At 65.0% G+C, this 24,572-nt stretch carries 20 protein-coding genes and 1 pseudogene; 11 read left to right on the forward strand and 10 right to left on the reverse strand.

Going from position 1 to position 24,572, the window contains the following annotated elements; all coding sequences use genetic code 11:
• Positions 1 to 3: 3 nt before the first annotated feature.
• From AC1DRE_RS21185 to AC1DRE_RS21200, 4 genes are all read right to left on the reverse strand, one after another.
• Positions 4 to 1,578 carry an acyl-CoA carboxylase subunit beta gene (locus tag AC1DRE_RS21185; RefSeq protein ID WP_476986472.1) on the reverse strand — a complete coding sequence of 525 codons (1,575 nt, stop codon included), beginning with the start codon at positions 1,576 to 1,578 and terminating at the stop codon, positions 4 to 6.
• Between the two features lie 2 nt (positions 1,579 to 1,580).
• Entirely contained in the window at positions 1,581 to 3,803 is a 2,223-nt protein-coding gene (locus AC1DRE_RS21190; protein ID WP_476986473.1) for an acetate--CoA ligase family protein, read from the reverse strand.
• Positions 3,804 to 4,089: 286 nt separating this feature from the next.
• On the reverse strand, positions 4,090 to 4,992 hold the full coding sequence (locus AC1DRE_RS21195) for a LysR family transcriptional regulator (protein ID WP_476986474.1): 903 nt from the start codon (positions 4,990 to 4,992) through the stop codon (positions 4,090 to 4,092).
• Positions 4,993 to 5,187: 195 nt separating this feature from the next.
• Positions 5,188 to 6,069, reverse strand: coding sequence for a LysR family transcriptional regulator (locus tag AC1DRE_RS21200; RefSeq protein ID WP_476986475.1), 882 nt, complete (start codon positions 6,067 to 6,069; stop codon positions 5,188 to 5,190).
• Positions 6,070 to 6,189: 120 nt separating this feature from the next.
• On the opposite strand from AC1DRE_RS21200, the gene AC1DRE_RS21205 reads away from it, so the two are divergent.
• Positions 6,190 to 7,263, forward strand: a complete 1,074-nt coding sequence (locus tag AC1DRE_RS21205; protein ID WP_476986476.1) for a YeiH family protein — start codon at positions 6,190 to 6,192, stop codon at positions 7,261 to 7,263.
• Between the two features lie 317 nt (positions 7,264 to 7,580).
• On the opposite strand, the gene AC1DRE_RS21210 is transcribed toward AC1DRE_RS21205, so the two are convergent.
• From AC1DRE_RS21210 to AC1DRE_RS21230, 5 genes are read right to left on the reverse strand one after another with little or no spacing between them, the layout of a single operon-like run.
• Positions 7,581 to 8,291 (reverse strand): SDR family NAD(P)-dependent oxidoreductase, encoded by a 711-nt coding sequence (locus AC1DRE_RS21210; RefSeq protein ID WP_476986477.1) that lies wholly within the window; start codon positions 8,289 to 8,291, stop codon positions 7,581 to 7,583.
• Positions 8,291 to 9,151 (reverse strand): alpha/beta fold hydrolase, encoded by an 861-nt coding sequence (locus AC1DRE_RS21215; RefSeq protein ID WP_476986478.1) that lies wholly within the window; start codon positions 9,149 to 9,151, stop codon positions 8,291 to 8,293. The genes AC1DRE_RS21210 and AC1DRE_RS21215 overlap by 1 nt, the downstream gene beginning before the upstream one ends.
• Positions 9,152 to 9,204: 53 nt before the next feature.
• Positions 9,205 to 11,118: a flavin-containing monooxygenase gene (locus AC1DRE_RS21220; RefSeq protein ID WP_476986479.1), complete on the reverse strand. Its 1,914-nt coding sequence runs from the start codon at positions 11,116 to 11,118 to the stop codon at positions 9,205 to 9,207.
• 47 nt (positions 11,119 to 11,165) lie between these two features.
• On the reverse strand, positions 11,166 to 11,978 hold the full coding sequence (locus AC1DRE_RS21225; protein ID WP_476986480.1) for an alpha/beta fold hydrolase: 813 nt from the start codon (positions 11,976 to 11,978) through the stop codon (positions 11,166 to 11,168).
• Positions 11,971 to 12,819 (reverse strand): ABC transporter ATP-binding protein, encoded by an 849-nt coding sequence (locus AC1DRE_RS21230; protein WP_476986481.1) that lies wholly within the window; start codon positions 12,817 to 12,819, stop codon positions 11,971 to 11,973. The genes AC1DRE_RS21225 and AC1DRE_RS21230 overlap by 8 nt, the downstream gene beginning before the upstream one ends.
• A 391-nt stretch (positions 12,820 to 13,210) precedes the next feature.
• On the opposite strand from AC1DRE_RS21230, the gene AC1DRE_RS21235 reads away from it, so the two are divergent.
• The 9 genes from AC1DRE_RS21235 (at position 13,211) to AC1DRE_RS21275 (ending at position 23,461) form a co-directional block, all read left to right on the forward strand.
• Entirely contained in the window at positions 13,211 to 14,044 is an 834-nt protein-coding gene (locus AC1DRE_RS21235; RefSeq protein WP_476986482.1) for an SDR family NAD(P)-dependent oxidoreductase, read from the forward strand.
• A 41-nt stretch (positions 14,045 to 14,085) separates the two neighbouring features.
• Positions 14,086 to 14,937 (forward strand): ABC transporter permease, encoded by an 852-nt coding sequence (locus tag AC1DRE_RS21240; RefSeq protein ID WP_476986483.1) that lies wholly within the window; start codon positions 14,086 to 14,088, stop codon positions 14,935 to 14,937.
• Positions 14,938 to 15,009: 72 nt separating this feature from the next.
• Positions 15,010 to 16,212, forward strand: coding sequence for an acyl-CoA dehydrogenase family protein (locus tag AC1DRE_RS21245; RefSeq protein WP_476986484.1), 1,203 nt, complete (start codon positions 15,010 to 15,012; stop codon positions 16,210 to 16,212).
• Positions 16,213 to 16,280: 68 nt separating this feature from the next.
• Complete coding sequence (locus AC1DRE_RS21250) at positions 16,281 to 17,507, forward strand: acetyl-CoA C-acyltransferase (RefSeq protein ID WP_476986485.1); 1,227 nt, start codon at positions 16,281 to 16,283, stop codon at positions 17,505 to 17,507.
• Complete coding sequence (locus AC1DRE_RS21255; RefSeq protein ID WP_476986486.1) at positions 17,507 to 18,316, forward strand: enoyl-CoA hydratase/isomerase family protein; 810 nt, start codon at positions 17,507 to 17,509, stop codon at positions 18,314 to 18,316. Before AC1DRE_RS21250 ends, AC1DRE_RS21255 begins: the two co-directional genes overlap by 1 nt.
• The gene (locus tag AC1DRE_RS21260) at positions 18,313 to 19,200 is read left to right on the forward strand and encodes a 3-hydroxyacyl-CoA dehydrogenase family protein (RefSeq protein WP_476986487.1); all 888 of its coding nucleotides are present in this window, start codon (positions 18,313 to 18,315) and stop codon (positions 19,198 to 19,200) included. The genes AC1DRE_RS21255 and AC1DRE_RS21260 overlap by 4 nt, the downstream gene beginning before the upstream one ends.
• 87 nt (positions 19,201 to 19,287) lie before the next feature.
• Positions 19,288 to 20,448: an acyl-CoA dehydrogenase family protein gene (locus tag AC1DRE_RS21265; protein WP_476986488.1), complete on the forward strand. Its 1,161-nt coding sequence runs from the start codon at positions 19,288 to 19,290 to the stop codon at positions 20,446 to 20,448.
• 426 nt (positions 20,449 to 20,874) lie between these two features.
• The gene (locus AC1DRE_RS21270; RefSeq protein WP_476986489.1) at positions 20,875 to 22,104 is read left to right on the forward strand and encodes an MFS transporter; all 1,230 of its coding nucleotides are present in this window, start codon (positions 20,875 to 20,877) and stop codon (positions 22,102 to 22,104) included.
• A 91-nt stretch (positions 22,105 to 22,195) separates the two neighbouring features.
• Positions 22,196 to 23,461 (forward strand): MFS transporter, encoded by a 1,266-nt coding sequence (locus tag AC1DRE_RS21275; protein WP_476986490.1) that lies wholly within the window; start codon positions 22,196 to 22,198, stop codon positions 23,459 to 23,461.
• Positions 23,462 to 23,497: 36 nt separating this feature from the next.
• On the opposite strand, the pseudogene AC1DRE_RS21280 reads toward AC1DRE_RS21275, so the two are convergent.
• Positions 23,498 to 23,650, reverse strand: a pseudogene (locus AC1DRE_RS21280) (short-chain dehydrogenase); the annotation flags it as partial.
• A 233-nt stretch (positions 23,651 to 23,883) separates the two neighbouring features.
• On the opposite strand from AC1DRE_RS21280, the gene AC1DRE_RS21285 reads away from it, so the two are divergent.
• Complete coding sequence (locus tag AC1DRE_RS21285) at positions 23,884 to 24,537, forward strand: histidine phosphatase family protein (protein ID WP_476986491.1); 654 nt, start codon at positions 23,884 to 23,886, stop codon at positions 24,535 to 24,537.
• Positions 24,538 to 24,572: the final 35 nt, after the last annotated feature.

The raw sequence follows: 24,572 nt of genomic DNA on the forward strand, positions 1-24,572 counted from the left end.
TCCTTAGAAGCTCGTCGGCCAGGTGCGCAACAGGTGTTCGCCCACGCCGTTGCTCCGGGCCCGGTAGTGGTCCTTCAAAGCGCCGAGAATGAACTCGCGCGTCTCGGACGGATCGATGACCTGTTCGAAGCCGAAGACCTGGGCCACGTCATAGGCGGCGGTGCCCTTGTTCATCTCCGCGAGGCGCAACTCGTACATCTCCGGATCGCTTTCGGGGGTGATGCCGTGGACCACGGAGACTGCGGAGGTCGGATCCATGAAGCTGACCTCGGAAGACCACCAGCCGGCGGTGGCGTCGGCGGTGCCGCCGCCGCCCATGTTGATCAGGGCCTGGCCGTAGTTCTTGCGCATGGTGACCGCGATCTTCGGCACGGTGACCAGCGAGAGAGCGTTCATCCAGTTGATGATCTTGCCGGCAACCTTGCTCCGCTCGGCCTCGAGGCCGATCAGGAAGCCGGGCTGGTCGACGAGCATGACCACGGGGATGTTGTAGGAGTCGCAGAGGACCAGGAAACTGGTTGCCTTGTCGCAGGCGGCACCGTCAAGCGCGCCGCCCTTGAGCATCGGGTTGTTGGCGATGATGCCGACGGACTGGCCGCCGATGCGGGCCAGCGAGGTCACCAGGGACTTGCCGTAGCGGGCTTTGATCGGGAACACCGAGCCGGTGTCGGCGACAATGTCGATGACCTTGCGCACGTCGTAGGTCTGGGTTCGGGACTCGGGGACGATCGACTTGATCTCCTCCGCACGCTCGCCGGATCCGGCGGGGACCGGCGCGAGAGGCGGGGTCTCGCCATTGTGCGAGGGCAGGTAGGAGAGGAAGCGGCGGATCAGTTCGATCGCTTCCTCGTCGGTGTCCGCAACGGCGTCGGCGAAGCCGGTGACCTCGGCGTGCATCTTCCAGCCGCCGAGTTCCTGGGCGTCGACCTGCTGGCCGGTGGCGCGGGCGACCAGGTTGGGGCTGGATACGGCGAGCACGGCCCCCTTGCGGAAGACCGCGAAGTCGGAGGCCATAGTGTGCCAGGCGGCCGAACCGAAGCAATAGCCGAAGGCCGCGGAGACCCACGGGCTTTCACGCTGGCGTAGGAAGCGCGTCTTGCCGCTGGCGCTGCCCATGCCGGTGCCGCCCATGGCGTCTGGCATGCGAACGCCCGTGGATTCGGAGAGGTAGACCAGCGGCTGGCCGGTCTTGACGACCAGTTCCTTGAAGTGGGCCATCTTCTTGTTGCTGATCGGGGACGAGGATGATCCCTTGACAGTGAAGTCGTAGGCGACAACGCTCGCGCGTCGGCCGTCAACCTCGCCGGTACCGGTGATCTTGCCGTCGGCCGGGGTCTTGTCGCGGTCCGCCGGAACGGCCGAGGTCACGAACAACCCGCTCTCGCGGAAGGTTCCCGGGTCCAGCAGCAGCGCGATGCGCTCGCGTGCGTTTAGTTCGCCCTTGGCGGCCCGGGCCTCAAGCTTCCTGGTACCGCCCATGGCCAACGCCGCGGCGCGCTTCTTCTCGTGCTCCTGCTCGCGGGTGAGCTTGGCTTCCTCGATGTCGACCACGCCGGTCTTGACTGCTTCGGTTGTCATCTCTACTGCCTTCCGTCTGCGCCAAGCGACGCCTGGTGGATCTGCTTGCTCTGTTCGAGCACTGCCCGTGAGGCCAGTGCCGCGTCTTCGAAGGCCCCGAAGACCGGGATGCCGATCTGTCGTGCGCGCTGGGCGTAGGCCTTGACCATGTCGCCGGTTCCGGCGCTGCCGTCGGACTTCAGAACCAGGAGCTGGTGGGTGTTTGATGGTGATTCGTCGCGGGCCGCGGCGATCGAGTCGATGATGGTTCCCGTCACATCGCCGTGGGTGGCCCCGAGGTTGCGCTGGATGATACCCACATTCAGGTGGGTGATCAGCACTGCGGGTTCGCTGCCAGCCAGGACGACCTTAAGGATGTCCCCGGCCACGCCGCCGCTCTTGACGGCCAGCGTTCCGGCCGGCACGTCGATCGGGTTGTGGAACCCGTTGCCCGGCGGAACCTTGAGGGATTCCAGTTCGGCGATGACCGCTTCCGGCAGCGGCGTGGTGGCAATGCCCTGGCGGTCCAGGGCGTCGGCGCCGAGCACGCTGGCTCCGCCGCCGTTGCCGAACAGGACTGCCTCGTTGCCGTTCGGCTTGACGCTGAGGTCGACCGTCGAGAGTGCGTGCAGGGCGGTGGCGAAGTCTGTGAGCGAATCCACCAGGGTGATTCCGGCTTGGCGGGCGATGGCCGGCCACAGCCGGTGGTTGCCTGCCAGAGCGCCGGTGTGGCTGGTGGCCGCACGCGATCCGCCGCTGGTTCGTCCGCCGGCCAGCAGCACGACCGGCTTGCGGGTTTCGGCGGAGCTGAGCACGTCCAGTACCTCGCGGGCAATGCTGAGCGATTCCAGGTACAGGCCGATGACGTGGACCTCGTCATTGCCCAGATGGGAGGCGACGAGCTCGGCGGCGCTGACGTCGGCGCTGTTGCCGATGCTGACCACTGAGTGGAAGTCGATGCCGCTGGAGGCGCCGACGCGCAGGATGTCAACGCTGAGCCCGCCGCTCTGCGACACCACGGCGGTGGTTCCCGGGGTCAGCGGGGCTTCGGGGACGAAGGACAGCTTCCCGGCCGAGGCGTGGGTGCCGAGGCAGTTCGGGCCGATGAGGCGGATGCCTGCCTCGTGCACGGTTGCAACGAGTGTGGCTTCGAGGTTCTTGCCTTCTTCGACCTCGCCGAAACCGCTGGAGACGACCTGGGCGAAACGCACGTTGCCGGCGCCCTGGCCCAGAGCCTCGGCGACGCGTGCGCCGGGCAGTGCCACGAAGGCGTAGTCGATGGGTTCGTCCACGTCGGCCAGCGAGGCGATGGTGGGCAGGCCCTCGATCTCGTCAGCGGCCGGGTGGACCGGGATGATGGCGCCGTCGAAGCCGCCGGCGCGGAGGTTGCGGATGAAGCGGTTGGCGAGGTTCGGGCGCTTGCCGCTGGCACCCAGGACCGCGATGCGGCGGGGCTGGAACAGCAGGGAGAAGTCGGTGGCGCGGCCATCCTTGCGAACAGCGGTTGCGCCGTCGTCGACCTCAAGACGGCCAACAACGAAGCGTGCATCCACGGCCACGGCGCGGGTGTCGGAAACGATCACGGGGTTGAGGTCGATTTCCACAACATCATCCGGAAGGGACGCCAGCAGGCCTTCGGGGCCGGCGAGGCGGGAGATCAGCGTCACGAGCGCCGGGATGTCGGCCTTCACGCCGCCGCGTGCGCCGTTGAGCACCTTCATGCCGCGCAGTTCCTGCAGCATGTCCAGGATCTGGTTGTTCGACAGGGGCGCGAGGCCAAAGGCCACGTCCTCGAAGACCTCTACGAGGACGCCGCCAAGGCCGACCATGACGGTCCACCCAAGTCCGGGTGCACGGACCGCGCCGACGATGATTTCGTGGCCGGCCGGCACCATCTCCTCGACAAGCACGCCATCGAGTTCGTGCCCGAAATCGGCCAGGCTCCCGCGCATCTGCAGCGCAACTTCGCCGAGCTCGGCGCGGGAAACGCCCACACGGACTCCACCGGCGTCGGACTTATGCACGAGCGTCGCCGAGACCGCCTTGACGACCAACGGTTCGCGAAGGTGGACCGGAAGCTCCTGTCCCACTGAAATTTCGACGCCTTGGGGCGTATCGATCCCAAATGCCGAAAGCAGGGATTTTCCCTCTGCTTCGGTGAACATGGCCGATTCTCTGTTCCTGGCCTGTGCGATGAACTCGACGATGGTGTCGGCGCTACTCGGCTGGGCTGTTTCAACTAACAACTAGGGCACCTCACTGAAGGTCGGATCCGGGAGGCAAGCTCTCACTCCCGGTGTGACTTCAGTCTCGCCAGCCAGCACGGCCCTGGGAAGCTCGTCCGCGCTGGCAGGGTGATACCCCTGCGCTATCGGAAGGTCGCCATGGGTCCGCTCGAACCGCGGCAATGCGGTCGGGATCACGCTGCAGGCGGGCGGGTGCAAGGAACCCCTTGGACCTGCGCCGGGTGGGGGCACCGTGGAAGGCGCCAGCCGCCGTGGGACCGGCGGGGCGCCGCTCCCCCTACGGCCGCTAGATGGTCTTGGCCACTTCCCGCAGGAGGCGAAGGAACGCCTGCACGGCCGAGGACCTGGCCTCGTCCTTCCTGACGATGGCGGATGTACGGGCATGCGCCCATTCGTAGGGAAGCGGTACGAGCGCGACGCCGTTTCCGCTAATGGTCGAATCGAGCAGCGTGTTCGCCATACAAATTCCGACGCCGGCCCGCACCATGGCTTGTGCTGCCTCTGCGTTGGGCGTTGTGTAGACGACTCTGGACTCAATGCCCTCCAGCATTCGCTCAAAGGCCACACGCAGGATGCTGGACTCTGCGGGAAAAATCAGTGCCTCCCCTTCCAGGTCGGCGGGCTCGAAGTCGTCCTTGCCCGCAAGCCAGTGGTCCTCGGGCACTGCCAGGACCAGCCGACCGGTGGTGAGATCGATGTGGTGCAGCAAGGCGTCTTCGCCCGGAGTCAGTTCGATACCGGGCAGACGGGTGACCAAACCAACATCGAAGTGGCCGCTGAGGACGCCGCGAACCACCAGCTTCGATGGACCCTCGTCCACTTCGAAGCGCACATTGGGGAATTCGGTCAACAGCCGTTTGACCGTTCTGGGAAGAATGGTCTGGGATCCTGCTGGGACCGTGCCGAGCCGGACGGTGCCCAGCTTCAGGCCCCCGATGGCGCTGGCTTCCTCGCGCAGCATTCTCTCGGCTTGTACTGCCGCCACCACGTGCGGCAGGATCCTTTCTGCCGCATAGGTTGGACGCACTCCCTTGGCACCGCGGGTCACCAGAATGACGCCCAGGTCCTCTTCGAGCCGCTGCACCTGGTTGGTGATCGTCGGCTGCGAGATATCAAGCTCTTTGGCAGCCTGCCGGAACGAACCGGTCCGCAATGCTGCCTCCAGGTAGCGCAGTTGCGAAAATCTCATGGCACGTTCTCCTCATTTGTCGCGGCCAAAATCTGCCAGGAAGGACCACGTTACCCTGATCACATCTTCAGGGGGATTCAGTCGCCGGTCACAAAGCACTCGAACCTTACGGTCCCGCATGAAATCAGTTTGGCACCCCGTCGGGCCTCATGGCAGGGCCGGTCCCCTACTCTCCTGTCGCTCCCGGGTGGCCCCTCAGATGCCGGACCGTGCCTGCGCGCAGATGCCCAGCAGCATTGCTGCGGGTCCTTCCGTCGGGGCCGGACCTTGCCAGATGGCCTGCAGGTCCCGCACCAGGTTGCCCTCTCGCAGGGGCACCTGAATGAAGCTGCCCATGCGGAGGGATCCTTCCACGGCCAACCGGCTCAGCACCGCCGGTCCCATGCCAGCCGAGACCGATTGGCAGATCGCCGAGTTGCTGTTGAACTCCACGATCGGCGTGGCCCTGGCTGTACCGACGCGCTCGTCGAGGAAGGCCCTGGTCCCCGATCCGGCTTCCCGTTCCAACAAGTGTGTTGCCGCCAACTCCTGCAGGGTGACAGGTTCCCGGCGGGTGGCCCAGGGGTGGCCGGGAGGGGCTATGAGCACAAGTGCGTCGGTCCATACCGTCGCGGACGATAGGTGCGGGGGTACATCCGGGGTTTCGACGAACCCGAGTGCAACGTCACGGTTCTGCACGGCGGCAATTACCTCGCGGGAATTCATGACCCGCAGCCTGGTCTTGATTCGTGGATCGGCCTCGTGCAAGCGGCCGATCCACGTCGGCGCGAGGTGCTCGGCCACCGTCATGCTGGCCGCGAACGTGAATTCCCGGTCCGCCGGGGCAGCCAGCGCCTGCGCCCCGGTCCATAGGGTGTTGAGGCTCTGGAGCGCGTCGCGCGCCCATTCGACGGTAAGCACTCCCTCCTGCGTGAGTTTCGAACCGGTCGTTGCCCGGTCAAGCAGCGGGAATCCCAGGCGTCGCTCCAGGGTCTTCATGGCCCGTGTCGCGTTCGATTGGGCCATGCCCACGGAGCGTGCGCCGGCGCTGAGACTGCCGTGGTCGGCAATGCCGACCAGCAGCGCGAGCGAAGACATTTGTATCCAGTGTTCTATCCCGGGTGATTGTCCCGAAGCGGCATCCATATCAACATCATATGTCCGTGATGGTCGGGCTGTGTCTACCGGCGATGAGTCCGGCATGACAACTTCGTTTGTATGCGACACAACGATGTATCAGTAGAGTCCCGGCGGAATGTCTCCCTGCCCAAGGCTGAGGAATCCTCCCCGGGAGCGGCCTCTGCGCAGCAGTTTCGCCAATTGCTTCCAGGTCTCGCCGCCTGCATCATCGGCGGGGCAATCGCTTTGGCAGCCTCCAGACTGCTGCCCGGGGCCAGCCCGCTGCTGATTGCCATCCTGCTCGGCGCGATCTGGCGCAACACGCTGCACGTCCCCGAGATCCTGATGCCCGGGGTGACAGTGTCCTCCAAGAAGCTGCTGCGCACGGGCATCGTGCTGCTGGGGCTGCAGCTTTCGCTCTCTACCATCCTGGGACTGGGACCGGGAGTGTTGCTGGTGGTGGTGCTCTGCGTTGGCGTGACGTTCGGGGCCACGATGCTCATCGGCAAGTCGCTGGGCATCGATTTGCCGCAGCGCCTGCTGATTGCCGCAGGGTTCTCCATCTGCGGTGCGGCGGCCGTGGCCGCCGCGGAAGGTGCCACCAAGGCCAAGCAGGACCAGGTGGCCACGGCCGTCGGGCTGGTGGTCCTCTTCGGTACCCTGATGATCCCGATCGTCCCCGCGGTGGGCGCACTGTTTGGCATGGACGAGGAATCCATCGGCATGCTCGTCGGGGCCTCGATCCACGAGGTCGCCCAGGTGGTGGCCGCCGGTGGAGCCGTCAGCTCCAGTGCCCTGGCCGTGGCCGTCACCGTGAAGCTGGCCCGCGTCGTCACCCTCGCCCCCATCGTGGCCGGGGTGAGCATCTACATGCGGAAGAAGCACGCCGTGGAGGGTACCAAGACACCCCCGCTGGTGCCGTTGTTCGTCGTCGGCTTCATTGCGGCGATGCTGCTGCGCACCACGGGGACGGTGCCAGCCCAGCTGCTCGAAGCAGCCCAGATGGCCCAGACCTTCCTGCTTGCCGCAGCCATGTTCGGGCTCGGCCTCGGGGTCCACATCCGCGGACTGATGGGCTCGGGCAGCCGATCGCTGGCGCTCGCGGCACTGGCAACGCTGGTGATCCTGGCGGTGGCGGTGGCCGGGACCCTGCTTTTCCCGCCCATGTCCTAGTCAGGCTCAGGCCCCGCCGGGGGGCGGCAGCCGCCCCCATGGGTCCAATTCTATGAACGCCTGGATTATGAATCCCGGCACGCGCCCAGGCAACGGGGCACGTGCCGGGATTTCGCGTTACCCGGGCGTCCAGGCAAGGATGCAGGAGTCTGCAGAGCATTCACTCCGGCCCGGGCGGTCCGCCACCCGGGAGGGTGCGTTCCATGGGGGCCATGGGTGTGCAGAGGCACGGCAAAGTGCTTTCATGGCACGCCAAAAACCGCCGGCCCCACCCCCCGGGAAGGGTGTGGGGCCGGCGGCCTGGAGTGTTGGGCGGGTCAGCGACGGATCGAGCCGCCGTCGACAACCAGCGTCTGCCCTGTCACGAACGAGGCGCCGGGTGAGAGGAAGAACCGGGTGGGGCCCACGAAGTCCTCCACCACTGCGGCCCGCTTGATGGCCCGGGTGTTAATGTTGGCTTCCTCGCCGCCGGCGAGCTTGGTCGCCAACGGGGTCATGACCAGCCCGGGGGCGACCACATTGACGGTGATGTTCCGTGCGCCCATCTCAGCGGCGAGGCTGCGCGAGAACCCGATGATGCCGGCCTTGGAGGCCGCGTAGGCCGCCGCGCCGGCGGGGGCCTTGAACACGGTGCCGGAGGAGAAGAGCACGATCCTGCCGCCGTCCTCCACCAGGTCAGCGACACCCTGGATGAAGTTGAGGGTGCCGTGCAGGTTCAGCAGCAGCGCACGCTCCCACTCGGCCTTGGGCATTTCCATGAACGGGCCGAACACACCGACGCCCGCACAGTGGATGAGGGAATGGATGCTGGTCCGGCCCTGCGCCGCCAGGGACTCGCGCACTGCCTGCGGGGCATCGCCGGCTACATCGCCGGCAACGTAGTTGACCCCGTCAAGGGGGTTGCTGGGCAGGGACCGGGAGACGGAGGTAACCGCCCAATCCTTCCGCAGGTCCGCGGCCAACGCCTCGCCGATGCCGGAGGATCCGCCGCTGAGGACAAGGGCCGGAGAGGAGCCGTTTTCCGCCATTACTTGCCGCCTTCGATGGTCGATTCGAGGAACGCGGCGATCAGGTTCCAGGTCTCGTGCGGGTGGGTGATGTTCGGGCAGTGCTTGTACGGCAACAATTCGGCCTGTGCGTTGGGCAGCGCCGCCTGGAGATTCTTAGACCAGCCGCTTTCCAGCAGCGTGTCCCCGGTGCACTCCACGAGCAGGACGGGGGTCGAGACGCCCTGAAGCGGTGCGGGGTAGGGATCCGCCGGACGTACAACCTTCAATGCCTCGGGTACCGGCATGTGCGGTCCCCGCATGGCCGTGAAGTGCCCGGGCGCGGTTGCCCAGCCAAAGCGGGCATCGAGCTGGGCTTCCTTGCCGTCGGAAGCGTCGCAGAGGATGTCGAGGATCTCCTCCAGCCGGGCCCGGGTGCCGTCGAAGTCGCCGATCCTGGTCATGTCCGGCGCCTTCCACGGACCGCCCGTGCCGTTGATCGTGGTGACCGAGGCGATCCGTCCGCGGTAGCTCTCATCGGCCAGCGCACGGAGGCCGATCGATCCGCCGAAGGAGTTGCCGACCAGGTGCACCGGCTCGGTGATCCCCAGGGAATCGAGCAGCGAGAAGACGTGGCGGATGCGGAAAGCGAACGGCGAGACGTCCACGCGGATCGACTTGGCCGATCCGCCGTAGCCGAGGAAGTCGGGGGCGATGACGCGGAACTTCTCCGCGGCGAGCGGAAGGACGTGACTCCAGGTCACGTCGGAGGCACCGCCCCAGGCGCCGTCATGAAGGAAAACTACGGGAACGCCGTCGTCGGGGCCTCCGGCGAAGTAGCGGGTTTCGAGGTTGGCGACGAGAATCGTTTCCTCGGTGATCGATGTTGTCTCGGTGAGCAATTGAGCCTCCGGTGATGTGGTTCGGATGGTGGAAGTAACAGGGGGGGAACGGGTCAGCCGAGGTTGTAGTCTTCGGTGCGCACATGGCTGGTGCGTTCGAAGTATTCGCGGGCCGGCAGCGGCCACATGATGGTGGATCGGCCCTCGGCGTTCATGTACCAGCTGTGGGTCTTGGACCAGCCCCAGGTTCGCTTGGCGCTGGCTTCGGTGATTTCCTTGTCGTACTCGGCAAACACATCAGGGCGCAGGGACATGGCGCGGTGGCCGCCGGCGGCCAGCGTCTTCACCGCATCGATCATGTAGTGGGCCTGGCATTCGAGGAAGAACACCAGGTTTCCGTGGACAACGGTGTTGGTGTTGGGCCCATACATGCAGAAGAAGTTCGGGTAGCCAGGCAGTGTCACGCCCAAGTAGGCGCTCGCGTCGATGCCCCAGGTCTCGTGCAGGTCCTTGCCACCGATGCCCGCCACGGACATGGGCAGCAGGAAATCGGAGGCCTTGAAGCCGGTGCCGAGCAGGATGACGTCGGCCGGGACGTGCTCGTCGCCGAGCCACACCCCGTCGGAGTCGATGCGGTTCACGCCCTGGCTGACTAAGCGGACGTTATCCCGCTTGAGCGTCTTCACCCAGGTGCCGTCGTCGCAGATGACCCGCTTGGCGGCCGGCGGGTAGTCGGGAATGATCTGCTTGCGCAGCTCCTCGTCGTCGCCGGCCTGCTCCTCCAGGTATGCGGTCAGCTCCTGGCGAAGTGCCTCGTTGGCGGCGGAGACTGAGACCTCGGTCGGCGGGAAGTCCGGGTCCACAGTAGCGGCCGGCAGGTTGCCGATGAGCCGGGGCAGGAAAATGGAGAAGCGGTAGTAGGCACGGTACTGGTTCAGGTTGCTCAGCAGCCAGCGTTCGCCGTATTCGATCTCCTGGCGCAGCACCGGGGTGGGACGCAGCCAAGGGGCGCTGCGCTGGAAGATGGTGACCTGCTCGGCGACTTTCGCGACGGCGGGTGCGAACTGCAGGGCGCTGGCACCTGTCCCAATGACGACCACGCGCTTGCCGGTGAAGTCGATCCCGTGGTCCCACTGCGCGGAGTGCACCACCGGGCCGTTGAAGGAATCCAGGCCCTGGAGGTTGGGGATCGAGGGCCGGTTGAGCTGGCCCACGGCGCTGACCACAATGTTGGATTCTATGGTTTCACCGACGCCCTGGTCGGTCTTGGTTTCAAGGGTCCAGGTTCCGGTTTCCTCGTCCCAGCGGGTGGCCGTGACCTCCGTGCCGAAGACCATGTGCTCGAGCAGGCCGTTGTCGGCGGCGAACTGGTGCAAATAGCCGTGGATCTTTTCCTGGCGGCCATAGTGCGTTTCCCAGTCGTGCTGCACGAAGGAGTACGTATAGATATGGCTGCGGACGTCCGTGCGGCAGTCAGGGTAGGTGTTTTCCCACCAGGTGCCGCCCACGTCGGCACTCTTCTCGATGATCCTGAACGGCACACCCGCCTGCTTCAGCCTCAGCCCGGCAAGCAGGCCGGAGAACCCGGCACCGATCACCACGGCGTTTAAAGCGCTGTCCGGGGCCACCGAATCCAACGTCCAGTCCGGCTTGCGCGGGTCCACGTTGTTGGGGGTAAACGCGACCGCGGCCATTGCCTGGGCGTCTTCGTTCTCCCCGCCCATCAGCCAGGTGGCAAGCTTTTGCCGCAACGACTCGTCGGGGACCGCCGCCCATTCGTTCTGGGTGGGAAGGAAAGGCGCGAGCAGTTCGAAGCAATGGGCGCGGGCCTCCGCCTCGGTTGCCGGATCCAGGCCACTGAGCGGGAGCGTCTTCAGGTTCGGTCGCCATTCCTCGCGCAGCACAGTGGCATCGCCGGTGACGTGGGCCGTCAGCATGACGAGCGCGGGGACTTGGGCTGATTCCAGATGCGTGCGAAGAGCTTCTTCGCTCATCTCTGTCATCACGCGATCGAGGGTTTTATTCATGTTGTCTCCGTTAAGCAGTTTATGTGGATCAGTGTGCTGGTGGGCCGTTATTGGGTCCAGCAATCCAGGCTGTCGAGAAAGGGCCGCACGGTTGCGGCGACCTCGTGTGGATTTACGAAGGCGACGAGATGTCCGCCCTTTGCAAAGCGCAGTTCGGCACCGGCGAGTGAGGCGGCAAGCTGTTCGATCACCGCACGAGGGGTGCTCTGGTCGTCATCGCCGCCGATGACGAGGGTTGGCGGTGGCGAGTCCGGATGGAAGTCACCAACCTGGGTCATGGCTTCGAAATACTCGGCGATCGTGTTGCCGCCGGCCCCGAGGAATTGTGCGCGGGCCTGTCGAACCAGGGGGTCCGCGGTATTTCGGGAACCGTCGCCAAACCAGCGGCGCATTGTCATTTCCTCGGCCTTTTCGAGCCCGTTCGGGGCCCGGACCTCGGCAGCGCGCGCCAGTGTTCCGCGGGTGGCTGCTTCGTCGTAGGCTCCGCGTGTTGCCATCAGGATCTGTGCGTCGACGCGGTCGGGGAAGGTGCCGGTGACAGCCTGGGCGACCATGCCGCCCAGCGAGATGCCCAGCACCACGGAACTCTTGATATCTTCGGCATCCCAGATGGCGGCGATGTCCCGGGCAACGAGTCCCAGCGTGGGGGCGGATTCGCCGCGCCCGCTTTCTCCATGTCCGCGGAAGTCCGGTGCGAGCAGGCGATATTCGTCACCAAGCGCCTCGGCCAAGGGTGCGTACCACGATCCGTCCAACGCCAATGAGTGCAGGCAGGTGATAAGACGCGGGCCTTCGCCATACTGGCGATAGGCGACAGTGGCGCCATCGGCGCCGGCAATCTTCTGCAGGGCCTCAGCCATTCTGGCTCTCCTCCCTGATGCGCTGTTCGGCGAGTTCAACTTCGCTTCGAAGCCGATCGGACATGTCGTGGAAATAGGACTTGAACAGATCGGAGTCCCGACGCATCTCCTGGCGCCGCGGCCGCTCCAGCTCGATCTTCATGTCAACCACCATGCGGCCGGGCCGGCTGGCCATCAGGATAACGCGGTCGCTGAGCAGGATGGCTTCCTCAAGGTCGTGGGTTACGAATATGACCGTGGGGCGCTCAGCTTCCCAGAGCTGGGTGAACTCCTCTTGCTGGATCGCGCGGGTCTGTGCGTCAAGGGCCGCGAACGGCTCGTCCATGAGTAGAACTTTGGGATTCTGCACCAAGGTCCGTGCGATCGCTACACGTTGGCGCATGCCTTGTGAGAGGTGGAGGACATCGGAGTCGGCAAAGTCGTGCAGACGGACCCGGCGCAGCCAGGCCTCGGCGCGTTCGCGGCGCTCTTCCTTGGGAACTCCGCGAATTTCCATACCGAGCTCGACGTTGCTGCGGACCCGACGCCAGGGCAGCAGCGCGTCGCGGGCGAAGAGGAACGCGGCATCGTTGCTTCCGGGGCGCACTTCGGCGCCGTCAATGCGGACCGTACCGCTGCGTGGCTTCAAGAGGTTGCCCACCATGCCGAGGGCCGTCGTCTTGCCGCAGCCCGACGGGCCGACGATGCTGACAAACTCCGAAGGCTCGATGCGCAGGTTGAAGTTGTCCAACACCCGCACCGGCCGATTGCCGTGAAGGAAGCTGTGGTTCACGTTCTCGAACTCGACAGAAACCCCCTTGGCTGCGGTGGGCTGCGCCGTCTTTTCGGCCAGTCCATTCATAGGAGTCTCACTATCACTGATTGAGCGGAGGGTTGTATTGGGCATTGTCGCTCCAGTCGTTTATTTTCGGGGCCGACCCGTTTGGCAGTCTTCGTTGGCTGGCGATTGCTGAGCCGGCACCAAGGATGATCACGCTGGACAGCAATGAACACAAGGAAACCGGAAGGCGGATCCTGTGGTGCACGTCACCCACTGGTCAATGAATCGTTGATCACCTTGGCAACAGAGTCAAGAAAAACAGGCCCGATCCGTGGCTATCGCCTCGATAGCGATTCGATCATTGCCCCGGGCCCGGATTGGAAGGAGGCTTTCTCAAACGCACCAATGCCAAGAGAGCCCGCCGTGCGTGCATCAGCGGCACCCACCGGGGCATCAATCAGGAGGACGTCAGATGACGAACACAGTCACCACCAGCAGCAAAAAGTCGGGTCAGACCAGCTTCGATTTCACGGGCCAGGTCGTCATCGTGACGGGCGCTTCCGGCGGCATCGGTTCGGCCCTTGCCGACAAGTTCGCCGCAGCCGGCGCGGATTTGATCCTGCACGGACGCAAGGCCGAAACCCTGCAGGCCAAGGCCGCGCAAATCCAGGGGCTCGGACGAAAGGCGATCGTGGTCACCGGAAACATCCGGGAACCCGAGACCGCCGATGCCCTTGTCCGGGCCGCCCTTGATGAGTTCGGCCGGATCGACATCCTGATCAACAATGCCGGGGGCAACTTCGCCTCGCGCTTGGAGGACCTTTCCGTCAATGCGTGGAATGCAACGATCGGCACGAACCTGAGCGGTGCGTTCCACACAGCCGTCGCCTGCCTTCCGGTGTTCGAGCTTCAGGGCGGCGGAAGCATCATCAACGTCGGCTCCGGTTCGGCGAACCACGCCCACCCGATGCGCGGCGCGTATGCAGCCGCCAAGGCGGGACTTGCCTCGCTGACCAAGACGATGTCCTGGGAATGGGCCGACCGCGGCGTCCGCGTGAACTGCGTCGAACCCGGCGCCACCCTGACGCCGGCTTCCCGATTTGCCTCGCCGGAGACCGAGAAGACGTTCGGCGAATTCCTGGCCCTCGGGCGTGTGGGGTTGCCGGAGGAAGTCGCCGACGCGTGCCTGTACCTGTGCTCCGACGCGTCGAGCTTCATCACCGGAACGGTCCTGCAGGTCACCGGCGGACCGCACACCTCGTCGCCGCTCGATGCAAAGCTCGTCCGCGAACCGCGCAATGCGTGATTCATCCAGCACTACCGAAGACCGCAGGGGAAGGGTTTAACATGGAAACGATCGCTAAGGCGGGCACGTGTGTCGCCTCCGAAGCAGCGCCGGCCTACAACGACCACACGATCCTCGCGGAACGGCGCCGGTCACGTATCAACCGGCAACTGGGCGTCTGGACCCTGAGAATCGGCGCGCTCGCCGTCTTCGTCTTCAGCTGGGCCTTTGTGACCGGCCAGGGGATCATGGATCCGACGCTGGTATCCACCCCCGTTGATGTCGGGACATCCTTCATCAAGCAGTTGGCGGATGACACCTTCTGGGTTGATGTGTCCGCGACGTTCAGTGGCGCGATGGCCGGGCTGATCGCCGGTACCGTCCTGGGCATCCTGGCCGGCGTCGTCTTCGCCCGCGTCGAGGTTCTGCATGTCGCGGCCAGGCCTTTCCTGACCCTGATGAACAGCCTTCCGCGCCCGGCGCTGGCACCCATCTTCATCCTCTGGTTCGGCCTGGGATTCGGCCCGAAGGCACTTGTTGCCTTCAGCGTCGTGTTCTTCGTCCTGATGACCAGCACCATGGGTGCCTTGCAGAGCATCGACCACGACATTAAACAGTTGACCAAGTCGTTGGGCATGACGCGGAGGCAGCGTTTCTTCAAGATTGAGTTGCCCTCGGCGCTGCCTTCCATTGTTGGCGGTTTGCGGCTTGGCGCCGTCTATTCGGTACTCGGTGCGGTCGTGTCAGAAATGGTCGGCGCCTACACCGGCCTGGGACAGCGACTGGTCGTTGTGACCAACAACTTCCAGGTCGCGGAGACCTTCGCCATCCTGCTGGCCATGGGCCTGCTCTCGATGGTTCTTGACGTTTCCATTTCGGGCCTGCAAAAGCTCGTGACGAAGTGGACGAGATAGGTCACCCCCGGAAGCAGCCCTCACCACAGCATCACGGCAGTTCAATCAAGTTCAAGAACGGGAAGTTCAATCATGACCACCGCAGTGGACCGTCAGACAGCAACCTCTGACTACTTCCGGCTGGATGACGACCTCACTCTGGAAGAGGCCGCAATCCGGGACAAGGTGCGCGACTTCGCCGAGCAGCGCGTCTTGCCCGTTATTAACGACTACTGGGAGAAGGCCGAGTTTCCCACCGAACTCCTGCCGCCGCTGGCGGAACTGGGCATCATCGGAACGACGATCCAGGGCTACGGCTGCCCGGGAATGAGCCGCAAGGCCGCCGGCATGGTGGCCCGGGAGATGGCCCGGGCGGACGGCAGCCTCAACACCTTCCTCGGCGTCCACTCCAATCTGTGCATGGGGGCTCTGAACATTCTCGGCAGCAACGAGCAAAAGGAACGCTGGCTTCCGGCCCTGGCACGCATCAACAAGACTGGAGCCTTCGCGCTGACCGAACCCGACCATGGCTCGGACTCCGTTGCCCTGGGGACCCAGGCCCGCCGCGACGGGGACCACTGGGTCCTGAACGGCCACAAGCGCTGGATCGGCAACGGGCATGTGGCGGACGTCATTGTCCTGTTTGCCCGGAACACGGAAGACGGAAACGTCAACGCGTTCGTCGTCGAAAAGGACGACGACGGCCGATACCCCGCCGGGTACTCCCCCACCGTCATCACCGGGAAGGTGGGCAAACGCGCCATCCTCCAGGCCGACATCGTTATCGAGGAGATGCGCCTTCCCGCCAGCAGCCGGCTGGAAGGGTGCCACTCCTTCCGCGACGTGTCCCGCGTGCTCCAGGCAACCCGTGGCGGTGCAGCCTGGGAGGCCGTGGGTCACGCCATGGCTGTCTTCGAGATTGCCTCGGACTACGCCCGAACCCGCCACCAGTTCGGCAAACCCATCGCCTCCTACCAGCTGGTGCAATCCCGGCTGGCGAACATGCTCAGCGAGCTCACCACCATGCAGCTGCTGTGCACCCGCATGGCCGAACTCGCGGACCGGGGCCAGCTCACCAACGCCCAGGCCTCGATGGTCAAGATGGCCACCGCCCAGAAGGGCAAGTGGATCTGCAACGAGGCACGTGACCTGCTGGGCGGCAACGGACTGCTCCTGGAGAACCACGTCATCCGCCACATGACCGACATGGAGGTTGTCTCCACCTATGAGGGTACCGACTCCATGCAGGCACTCATCGTGGGCCGGGACATCACCGGCATCTCCGCCTTCAACTGAACGTCCCGGACCGTCACCGCGGATCGCGACAGAACAAACAGTGACACGAACAAAGGAATGGTAAAGACATGGCTGAGGCCTTTCTGATTGGCGGCGCCCGCACGCCCGTGGGCCGCTACGGCGGCGCCCTCTCCTCCGTCCGGCCGGACGACCTCGCGGCGCTGACCGTAAGGGCCGCCGTCGAGCGCGCCGGCATTGACCCGGCCACCGTGGACGAGGTCATCCTGGGCAACGCCAACGGCGCCGGCGAGGAAAACCGCAACGTCGCCCGGATGGCCTGGCTGCTCGCGGGCTACCCGGACAGCGTTCCCGGGATCACCGTCAACCGCCTGTGCGCCTCCGGACTGTCCGCCATCATCATGGCGAGCCACATGGTCAAATCCGGCGCCGCGGACATCGTCGTCGCCGGCGGGGTTGAGTCCATGAGCCGTGCCCCGTGGGTCATGGAAAAGCCGGACAAGGCCTTCGCCAAGCCGGGAGCCATGTTCGACACCTCCATCGGCTGGCGGTTCACCAACCCCGCGTTCCTCTCCGGGCAGCACTCCCGTGACGGCAAGGCCGCGTTCTCCATGCCGGAGACCGCCGAGGAAGTCGCCCGGGTGTTCGGCACGTCCCGGGATGACTGTGACGCCTTTGCCGTCCGATCCCATGAACGGGCACTTGCCGCGATCGGCGCCGGCCGCTTTGCCGGTGAAATCGTGCCCGTGACCGTTGCAGGCCGCAAGGGCGCCGTGACAATTGTGGACACCGACGAAGGCCCCCGGGCCGGAACCACGCTGGACGTGCTCGCCGGACTGCGCCCGGTGGTCAGGGGAGGCTCCGTGGTCACCGCCGGCAACGCCTCGTCCCTCAACGACGGCGCGTCCGCCATCATCGTTGCCTCCGAAGCAGCCGTCCAGAAGTACGGCCTGACGCCGCGGGCTCGGATCCTTGAAGGCAACTCGGCCGGGGTGTCTCCGGAGATCATGGGGATCGGCCCCGTTCCTGCGACGCGCAAGGTTTTGGAGCGCGCCCGCCTCTCGGTCAGTGACCTAGGTGCCGTTGAACTCAACGAGGCCTTCGCCTCGCAGTCGCTGGCCGTCATGCGGGAGCTCAAGCTGGAGGAAGACATCGTAAATTCCGACGGCGGCGCCATCGCCCTCGGCCACCCGCTCGGCTCCTCCGGGTCCCGGCTTGTGGTGACCCTGCTCGGGCGCATGGAACGTGAACTGGCCCGGGAAGGCCGCAAGCTCGGTCTCGCCACGATGTGCGTCGGCCTCGGCCAGGGCACCGCCCTCCTGTTGGAAGGCGTGTGATGACTGCTGTAGTGAACGACGCCGGGACGGCTTCGGATGCCCCGGCTTTCGTGACGCTGCAAGTCGAGGAACGCGAGGACCGTTTGGTGGTCCGGCTGAACCGCCCCGAGGTGCGCAACGCCATCGACGCCGCCATGGGTACCGAACTGCACGCCGTCTGTGCCCACCTTGAGGCGACCCCCAAAATCCTCATCCTCTCGGGCACGCCAGCGGATCCGGCGACCGGAGCAAAGGCAATTTTTGCCTCCGGTGCGGATATCGCCCAGTTGCGCGAACGCCGTCGGGATGACGCCCTGTTGGGGATCAACTCCGGCGTGTTTGACCGGATCGCGAAACTCCCCATGCCCGTCATCGCGGCCTTGGACGGCTACGCCCTCGGTGGGGGCGCCGAACTCGCCTACGCCGCCGATTTCCGGATCGGGACCGCCGGCCTGCGCATGGGAAACCCGGAAACCGGGCTGGGCATCATGGCCGCTGCCGGGGCCACCTGGCGGCTTCGCGAGCTCGTCGGGGAACCCCTGGCCAAGGAAATTCTCTTCGCCGGACGCACGCTGACAGGCGACGAATGCCTCAGCGCGGGTCTGATCACAGAGCTCGTTGACCCTGGGAATCTCCTCGATGCGGCCCATGCCCTGGCCGACCGCATCGCCGGGCAGGACCCCCTCGCAGTTCGCGTGACGAAGGCTGTGTTCCACAGTCCGCGCGAAATCCACCCACTGATCGACAACCTTGCCCAGGGCCTACTCTTCGAATCCGCGGCCAAATTCGACCGCATGCAGCAGTTCCTGGACAGGAAGAAGCAGCAATGACAAACACCAACGAAGCATCCTTCGCCAACCCGGCCGGACTCCTCCCGGCCACCATCGGCGTACTGGGCGGCGGCCGCATGGGCGCCGGCATCGCCCATGCCTTCCTCCTTAAGGGCTCGAAAGTCATCGTCGTCGAACGCGACGACGACTCCGCCCGCGGCGCCCAGGAGCGGGTCGCCGCATCCGTTGCGGCATCGTTTGACCGCGGTGCCGTGTCCGGGGACCGCGGCGAAGTCCTGACGAGGTTCGAAACGAGTACCGACTACGCCTCCTTCGCCTCCTGCGACCTCGTCGTCGAGGCAGTTCCCGAGGACGGAAGGCTGAAGGCAACTGCACTCAGCGCCGTGGCGGAACACCTTTCCCCGGACGCCTATCTGGCCACCAACACGTCGTCCCTCTCGGTCAGCAGGCTCGCCGAGGCGCTGCCCAAGCCTGAGTTGTTCCTGGGCTTACACTTCTTCAACCCTGTCCCCGCCTCCACGCTCATCGAGGTGGTCGTAGGTGAAAAGACCGCCGAAGAGACCCTCACCGCAGCAAAACAGTGGGTGGCGGGACTGGGTAAAACCGCCGTCGTAGTCAAGGATGCGCCCGGCTTTGCGTCTTCCCGCCTCGGTGTCGCGATCGCGCTGGAGGCGATGCGGATGGTCGAAGAGGAAGTGGCCAGCGCCGAGGACATCGACAACGCCATGGTCCTGGGCTACAAGCACCCGGTAGGGCCGCTCCGGACCACCGACATCGTTGGGCTTGACGTGCGCCTCGGCATTGCCGAGTACCTGCGGTCAACCCTCGGCGAACGTTTCGCACCGCCGCAGATCCTTCGTGACAAGGTCGCTGCCGGTGAGCTCGGACGCAAGACCGGCAAAGGCTTCTACGACTGGAGTTGACCGGGCCCCCGGTCCTCATCCGGGAAATGCGGACCAAGACACACCGGCGTTCCCCGAACACACCACCACCACCGTGAAAGGCCATAAATGTCCGATATCAGCGATCTGATCGATTTTGATTCCCTGCTCACCGCAGAAGAGCGTGCGCTGCGCGATTCCGTACGGTCCTTCGTTGACAGCGAAGTCAAGCCGAACATCGCCGGCTGGTATGACAAGGCCCACTTCCCATTGGAGATCGTCCCGGAACTGGCCAGGCTGGGCCTGCTGGGCATGCATCTGACAGGCTACGGCTGTGCCGGCCGTTCCGCCGTGGACTACGGCTTGGCAGGCGCGGAGCTGGAAGCCGGGGACTCGGGGGTGCGGACCCTCGTGTCCGTGCAGGGTTCGCTGGCAATGAGCGCCATCTACAAGCACGGCTCCGAGGAACAGAAACAGGAATGGCTGCCGGCAATGGCTGCCGGCGAGGCGATCGGCTGCTTCGCCCTGACCGAGCCCACTGCGGGCTCGGACCCGTCCTCGATGACCACCTTTGCCCGCCGCGACGGCGGTGACTGGGTACTCAACGGCTCCAAGCGCTGGATCGGGTTGGCCTCCGTGGCCCAGGTCGCGATCGTCTGGGCCCAATCCGACGAAGGCGTGCGCGGCTTCGTGGTGCCCACGACGACCCCGGGATTCACCGCCACCCCGATCGGACCGAAGCTGTCCATGCGCTCCTCCATCCAGTGCGATATCGAACTCACCGATGTCCGCCTGCCCGGATCCGCGGTGCTGCCGAACGTCGTCGGGCTCAAAGGCCCTTTCTCCTGCCTGAATGAGGCCCGCTACGGGATCATCTGGGGCGCCATGGGCGCGGCCCGCGACGCCTTCGAGGCCGCCCTCGACTACTCCAAGGGACGGATGCAGTTCGACAAACCCCTGGCCGGATACCAGCTGACCCAGCTGAAACTGGTGGACATGGCCCTTGAAATCAACAAGGGCTTCCTGCTCGCCCTGCACCTGGGCCGCAAGAAGGATGCCGGCACCCTGCAGCCGGACCAGATCTCAGTCGGCAAACTGAACAACTGCCGGGAAGCCATCAAAATTGCCCGCGAGGCCCGCACCATCCTCGGCGGCAACGGCATCACGCTGGACTACTCACCACTGCGCCACGCGAACAACCTCGAATCCGTGCGCACCTACGAGGGCACCGACGAAATCCACACCCTCATCCTGGGCCAAAAACTCACCGGCCTTCCCGCCTTCCGATAACCGGCCTGATGCAGATTGTTCCAAGCCGCGGATTCAAACAGCCGTTGAGGCGACTCGATCCCTACCTGATGACGCGGTGGAAGTACTTGTGGCGAGCGGAGTTCGTCGAGTTGCGCCGGGAGGGGCGGGAAGTAGATTCCGGGTGGGTCGATGACGTCAGCCCGGATGGCACCATCATCTGGATCCACCTGACAACGGGAAGAGGCCGCGTCATGATTCACGTCGACGACAGACTCGACATTTGGCGAGTGGATATCCGGATATTGCAAGACCGTCAGCCGTCCCGTGCTGTTGGGCGAAGATGCGCAACAATAGAAGGGTAATGACATGTCCAAAGTCACCACACGGCAAGCAATGCCAGAAACAATGACGCCGCCGGGTCAAGAGTCACGCGCAAAAGCGTGGGGCCTGACATCAGTATTGGTTTTGCTGTACACCGTTAACTACAGCGACAAGATCCTGCTCGGACTTGTCGCCCAACCCCTTAAAGAGGAATTCGGGCTCACATCAGCCCAAATCGGGCTGACCGCGAGCGTGTTCTTCTTCGCGTTCTCGGCCGGGGGGTTCTTTGCCGGACTCGTCAACAAGTGGGCCACTCTTAGGTGGTCCCTGATGGCATTGGCCGTCATTTGGGCGGCCTGCATGGTCCCCATGATCGTCGCCGGCAGTTTCGTGGTTCTCCTGGTCAGCCGCTTCCTGCTCGGCCTGACAGAGGGTCCATCCGGCGCCCTCATCCATACGGCTGTGTATTCATGGCATCCCATGGAGAAGCGCTCCATGCCCGGAGCGTTCATCGCCTCCTCAAGTTCGCTGGCAAAGATCGCAGTTGCCCCGGCGCTGGCCTTCCTCATCGTGCAATTCGGCTGGCATTCCGCCTTCGTCGCCATGCTGGTTGTTGGCCTGGGCTGGTGCGTGCTGTGGTATTTCACCTGGCGACCGGGACCCTACGGCGAAGTCCGGATTCCAGGTGTCAAGGGTTCGGCCACTACCCCAGCTCCCGCTGTTCCATGGATGTCGATCTTCCGCACGGGGACTTTCCTGGGTGCACTCGCAGCTGTAATCCCCATGTACGCGCTGTTGACCGTTGTCCTCACGTGGCTGCCCTCGTACTTCGAAGTCGGACTCGGTTTCACCCGCCTCCAGGCTGGAGCCATGTTCGGATTCCCCAGCATGGCAGCAATGATCGCTATGTTCGGCAGTACGTACCTCAGTGACCGGTACATGAGCCGGGGCGTGAGCTCGAGGGTCATGAGGGGAATCGTCCCGGCAGCAGGACTCCTTGTGTGCGGCGTGTCGATGGCAGTGCTGCCCTACATCGGCACACCGAACATCGTCGTCGCAGTTGTCTCAATCGGCTACGGAATCGGCTGCATCCTCGCTCCGATCATGAACGCAGCCATTTCACAGATCTGTCCCAAGAACCAAGTGGCGGGTTCGCTGGGCATGTTCCTTGCCTTGATGGCAATTGGCGGCATCGTAGCTCCGCCATTGACCGGGATGATCGTGGACCAGGCGGTTTCACCCGCCGTCGGATACGCACAATCCTTCCAAATATTCGGTATCGCTGCGATCGTCGGCGCGGTCCTGGCCATGATCCTGGTCAATCCAGACCGTGACTCGGTGCGGGTGATGGCACAGCTTGAGGCTGCCGCCTGATCAGGCCATGTCACCGTGGCTCCGCGCTGGGACCCCAGCCGCTACGGCAAACGGGCCTGCCGTCCTGCCACATACTGAGGAGAATCCGACCGTGACGACCGCTGTTGCAAGATCCGCCACCCCGGGCCTGATGAGCCTCGGCGCGGTCCTGACCCTGGCCACGGGGATCGGCCCGCTACTCACCACGGGCGTGAGCGCCCTGGGTCCTTTGCTGGCACGGGACCTCAACCTGACGCGCCTGGAATTCGGCTCCTTCGCCGTGGTGGCTTGTACCGCCGCCGCGCTCCTGTCCACGCCGCTCGGCTGGGCCGCCGACCGTTTTTCTCAGCGCACCGGCATCCTGTTGCTCCACGGCTTCGGGCTGTGCGCCATGGTCACAGCGGCCCTGTCGCAGTTCATGACCGGCCTGTGGGTCAGTGCCGTCTTTGGCGGAGCGGCCCTTGGCCTGGCCAATCCGCTGACCAATGGCATGGTGGCCTTGCGGGTCAAGCCGGGCCGCCGCGGCATGCTGGTGGGAGTGAAACAAACCGGCGTCCAGCTCATCCAGGTGTTCACCAGCCTGGCCTACCCGCTGGCTGCCACACTGGTGTCCTGGCAGGCAGGGTTCCTGGTGGGCGCCGTGGTCACCGTACTGTCGCTCTGGGCGGCCCTGCACTACCTCCACGTCCGTCCCCAATGCACCGCTCCAACACGCGCGTCCCGGAACCGGCCGCGCCACGTCAAGGCGGTAGGACTCGCGTGGCTCGTGGCCTACGCCTTCCTCTCCGGCGTCCAGTACCAGACCTTGGCCACTTACCTGCCGCTCTTCGCCTTCGAGGGCCTCCACCTGCGGCCCGAAATCGCCGCCGTGTGCGGTGTGGTGCTGGGGGTGAGCGGCCTGGTGTCACGGTTGGTCTGGGGCCGGCTGACGGAGCGGTTCAGGGCCCCCGGGGTGCCGCTGGCCTTGATCGCGGTCTTCAGCGCCGTGGCCGTAGGGCTGGTGGCCGGTTCATCGCTATGGGGAACACAGGTCCTCATGTGGACAGGAACCGCGCTCTACGGTTTGTCCGGAACCGCCGCCATGGTCATCCTGCTCACGGTGGTCATGCGCCTGGTCCCCGGGTCCCAGGCCGGCGCAGCTACGGGACGGATCTCCATGGGGTTGTTCACCGGCTTCGCCGCAGGTCCGGTGCTTTTCGGACTGCTGGCCGACCAGTGGGGCTATTCTGCCGGTTGGGTGAGCCTGCTGGCCGCAAGCGTGATGATGATCCTGGCACCGATTGGCCTGCGCAGGCTGGCTGTTCCCGATCAACCCAAAGAAGAAGTACACGTGAGCGGGCAGACCGCCACGGATCTACGGCAGGCTGATACCCACTGACGTGCCTGCCTGGCAATCCCGGTCCCGGAAGCCCGCAAGCCGGCCATGCGGCTGCCGGGATTCCAAGGCGGCTCGCTCAGCAGCGGGATTCACCGCGGAAGCGAGCAGACGGCCAATCCACGCGGTGTCAGCCGTTCCCGGAATGACACAGTTCACCCTGATGCCGTCGGCCAGGTACTCTGCCGCCAGGTGACGTTCGCGCGGCTCACCGAGTCCTCGCCGGATGTTGACCTGCGACTGCCTGGCGGTCCAGCGACGAGTTTCCGGTCATCCGGACCGCTCTGGCTCTACTGATGGGCCTCAAAGACAACGCGGACACCGAGGATCCCGGGGCGCTCCACGGGTAGCGCAAGCATCCTGCTGGCACCCCGATAGCCAACAAGGGATGGTTCCCGGCCGCCACGTTGGCTACGGTCGGGACTGTGAGTGTTCTCTATTTGGTCCGGCACGGACAAGCATCATTCGGCACCGAGGACTACGACCGGCTGTCGGCACGCGGCAAAGACCAGAGTCAAGCCCTCGGCACTTACTTGATGCGGGCTGGTACAACTCCGACCCGCATCGTCAGCGGCGGTATGAAACGCCAGCGGCAGACGGCACAGGGACTCATCGAGGCTGCCGGCTGGGACACGACCCCCGTCGTCGATCCGAGCTGGGACGAATTCAATGCATCCGACCTGCTGAACGCCTATCCGGAGGAAGACCCCAGCGCCAAAACCGACTCCCGGGCCTTCCAGCGACTGCTCGAGAAAGCCTCTGCCCGCTGGGCCTCCAACAACCACGACGCCGACTACCTGGAGTCTTTCTCTGCGTTCACCCAGCGGATCGACACGGCCCTCGACGACGCAGTCGAAGGGCTCGGATCGGGTCGGGACGCAGTGGTCGTCTCGAGCTCAGGCGCCATTGCCTGGGCAGCGACACGGCTTGTCAACGGCGGCTTTCCACAATGGCTCGCACTCAACCGGGTCACCGTAAATTCCGGTGTCACCAAGATCGTCACCGGTTCATCCGGGAAGACGATGGTGACATTCAACGACCATGGCCATCTTCCCCGCTCCTGGGTCACGTACCGCTAGGCGGCCAGGGACAGGCATCGACTTCACCCAAAAGT

The organism is Arthrobacter sp. P4_H3, assembly GCF_056400885.1.

Bases quoted from the DNA above. Each gene is read 5' to 3' on its own strand.
- AC1DRE_RS21265 (WP_476986488.1), top strand. From the start codon at position 19,288: ATGTCCGATATCAGCGATCTGATCGATTTTGATTCCCTGCTCACCGCA.
- AC1DRE_RS21230 (WP_476986481.1), bottom strand. From the start codon at position 12,819: ATGAATGGACTGGCCGAAAAGACGGCGCAGCCCACCGCAGCCAAGGGG.
- AC1DRE_RS21200 (WP_476986475.1), bottom strand. From the start codon at position 6,069: ATGTCTTCGCTCGCGCTGCTGGTCGGCATTGCCGACCACGGCAGTCTC.
- AC1DRE_RS21195 (WP_476986474.1), bottom strand. From the start codon at position 4,992: ATGAGATTTTCGCAACTGCGCTACCTGGAGGCAGCATTGCGGACCGGT.
- AC1DRE_RS21260 (WP_476986487.1), top strand. From the start codon at position 18,313: ATGACAAACACCAACGAAGCATCCTTCGCCAACCCGGCCGGACTCCTC.
- AC1DRE_RS21245 (WP_476986484.1), top strand. From the start codon at position 15,010: ATGACCACCGCAGTGGACCGTCAGACAGCAACCTCTGACTACTTCCGG.
- AC1DRE_RS21185 (WP_476986472.1), bottom strand. From the start codon at position 1,578: ATGACAACCGAAGCAGTCAAGACCGGCGTGGTCGACATCGAGGAAGCC.
- AC1DRE_RS21210 (WP_476986477.1), bottom strand. From the start codon at position 8,291: ATGGCGGAAAACGGCTCCTCTCCGGCCCTTGTCCTCAGCGGCGGATCC.
- AC1DRE_RS21220 (WP_476986479.1), bottom strand. From the start codon at position 11,118: ATGAATAAAACCCTCGATCGCGTGATGACAGAGATGAGCGAAGAAGCT.
- AC1DRE_RS21255 (WP_476986486.1), top strand. From the start codon at position 17,507: ATGACTGCTGTAGTGAACGACGCCGGGACGGCTTCGGATGCCCCGGCT.
- AC1DRE_RS21225 (WP_476986480.1), bottom strand. From the start codon at position 11,978: ATGGCTGAGGCCCTGCAGAAGATTGCCGGCGCCGATGGCGCCACTGTC.
- AC1DRE_RS21235 (WP_476986482.1), top strand. From the start codon at position 13,211: ATGACGAACACAGTCACCACCAGCAGCAAAAAGTCGGGTCAGACCAGC.
- AC1DRE_RS21250 (WP_476986485.1), top strand. From the start codon at position 16,281: ATGGCTGAGGCCTTTCTGATTGGCGGCGCCCGCACGCCCGTGGGCCGC.
- AC1DRE_RS21205 (WP_476986476.1), top strand. From the start codon at position 6,190: ATGCGACACAACGATGTATCAGTAGAGTCCCGGCGGAATGTCTCCCTG.
- AC1DRE_RS21240 (WP_476986483.1), top strand. From the start codon at position 14,086: ATGGAAACGATCGCTAAGGCGGGCACGTGTGTCGCCTCCGAAGCAGCG.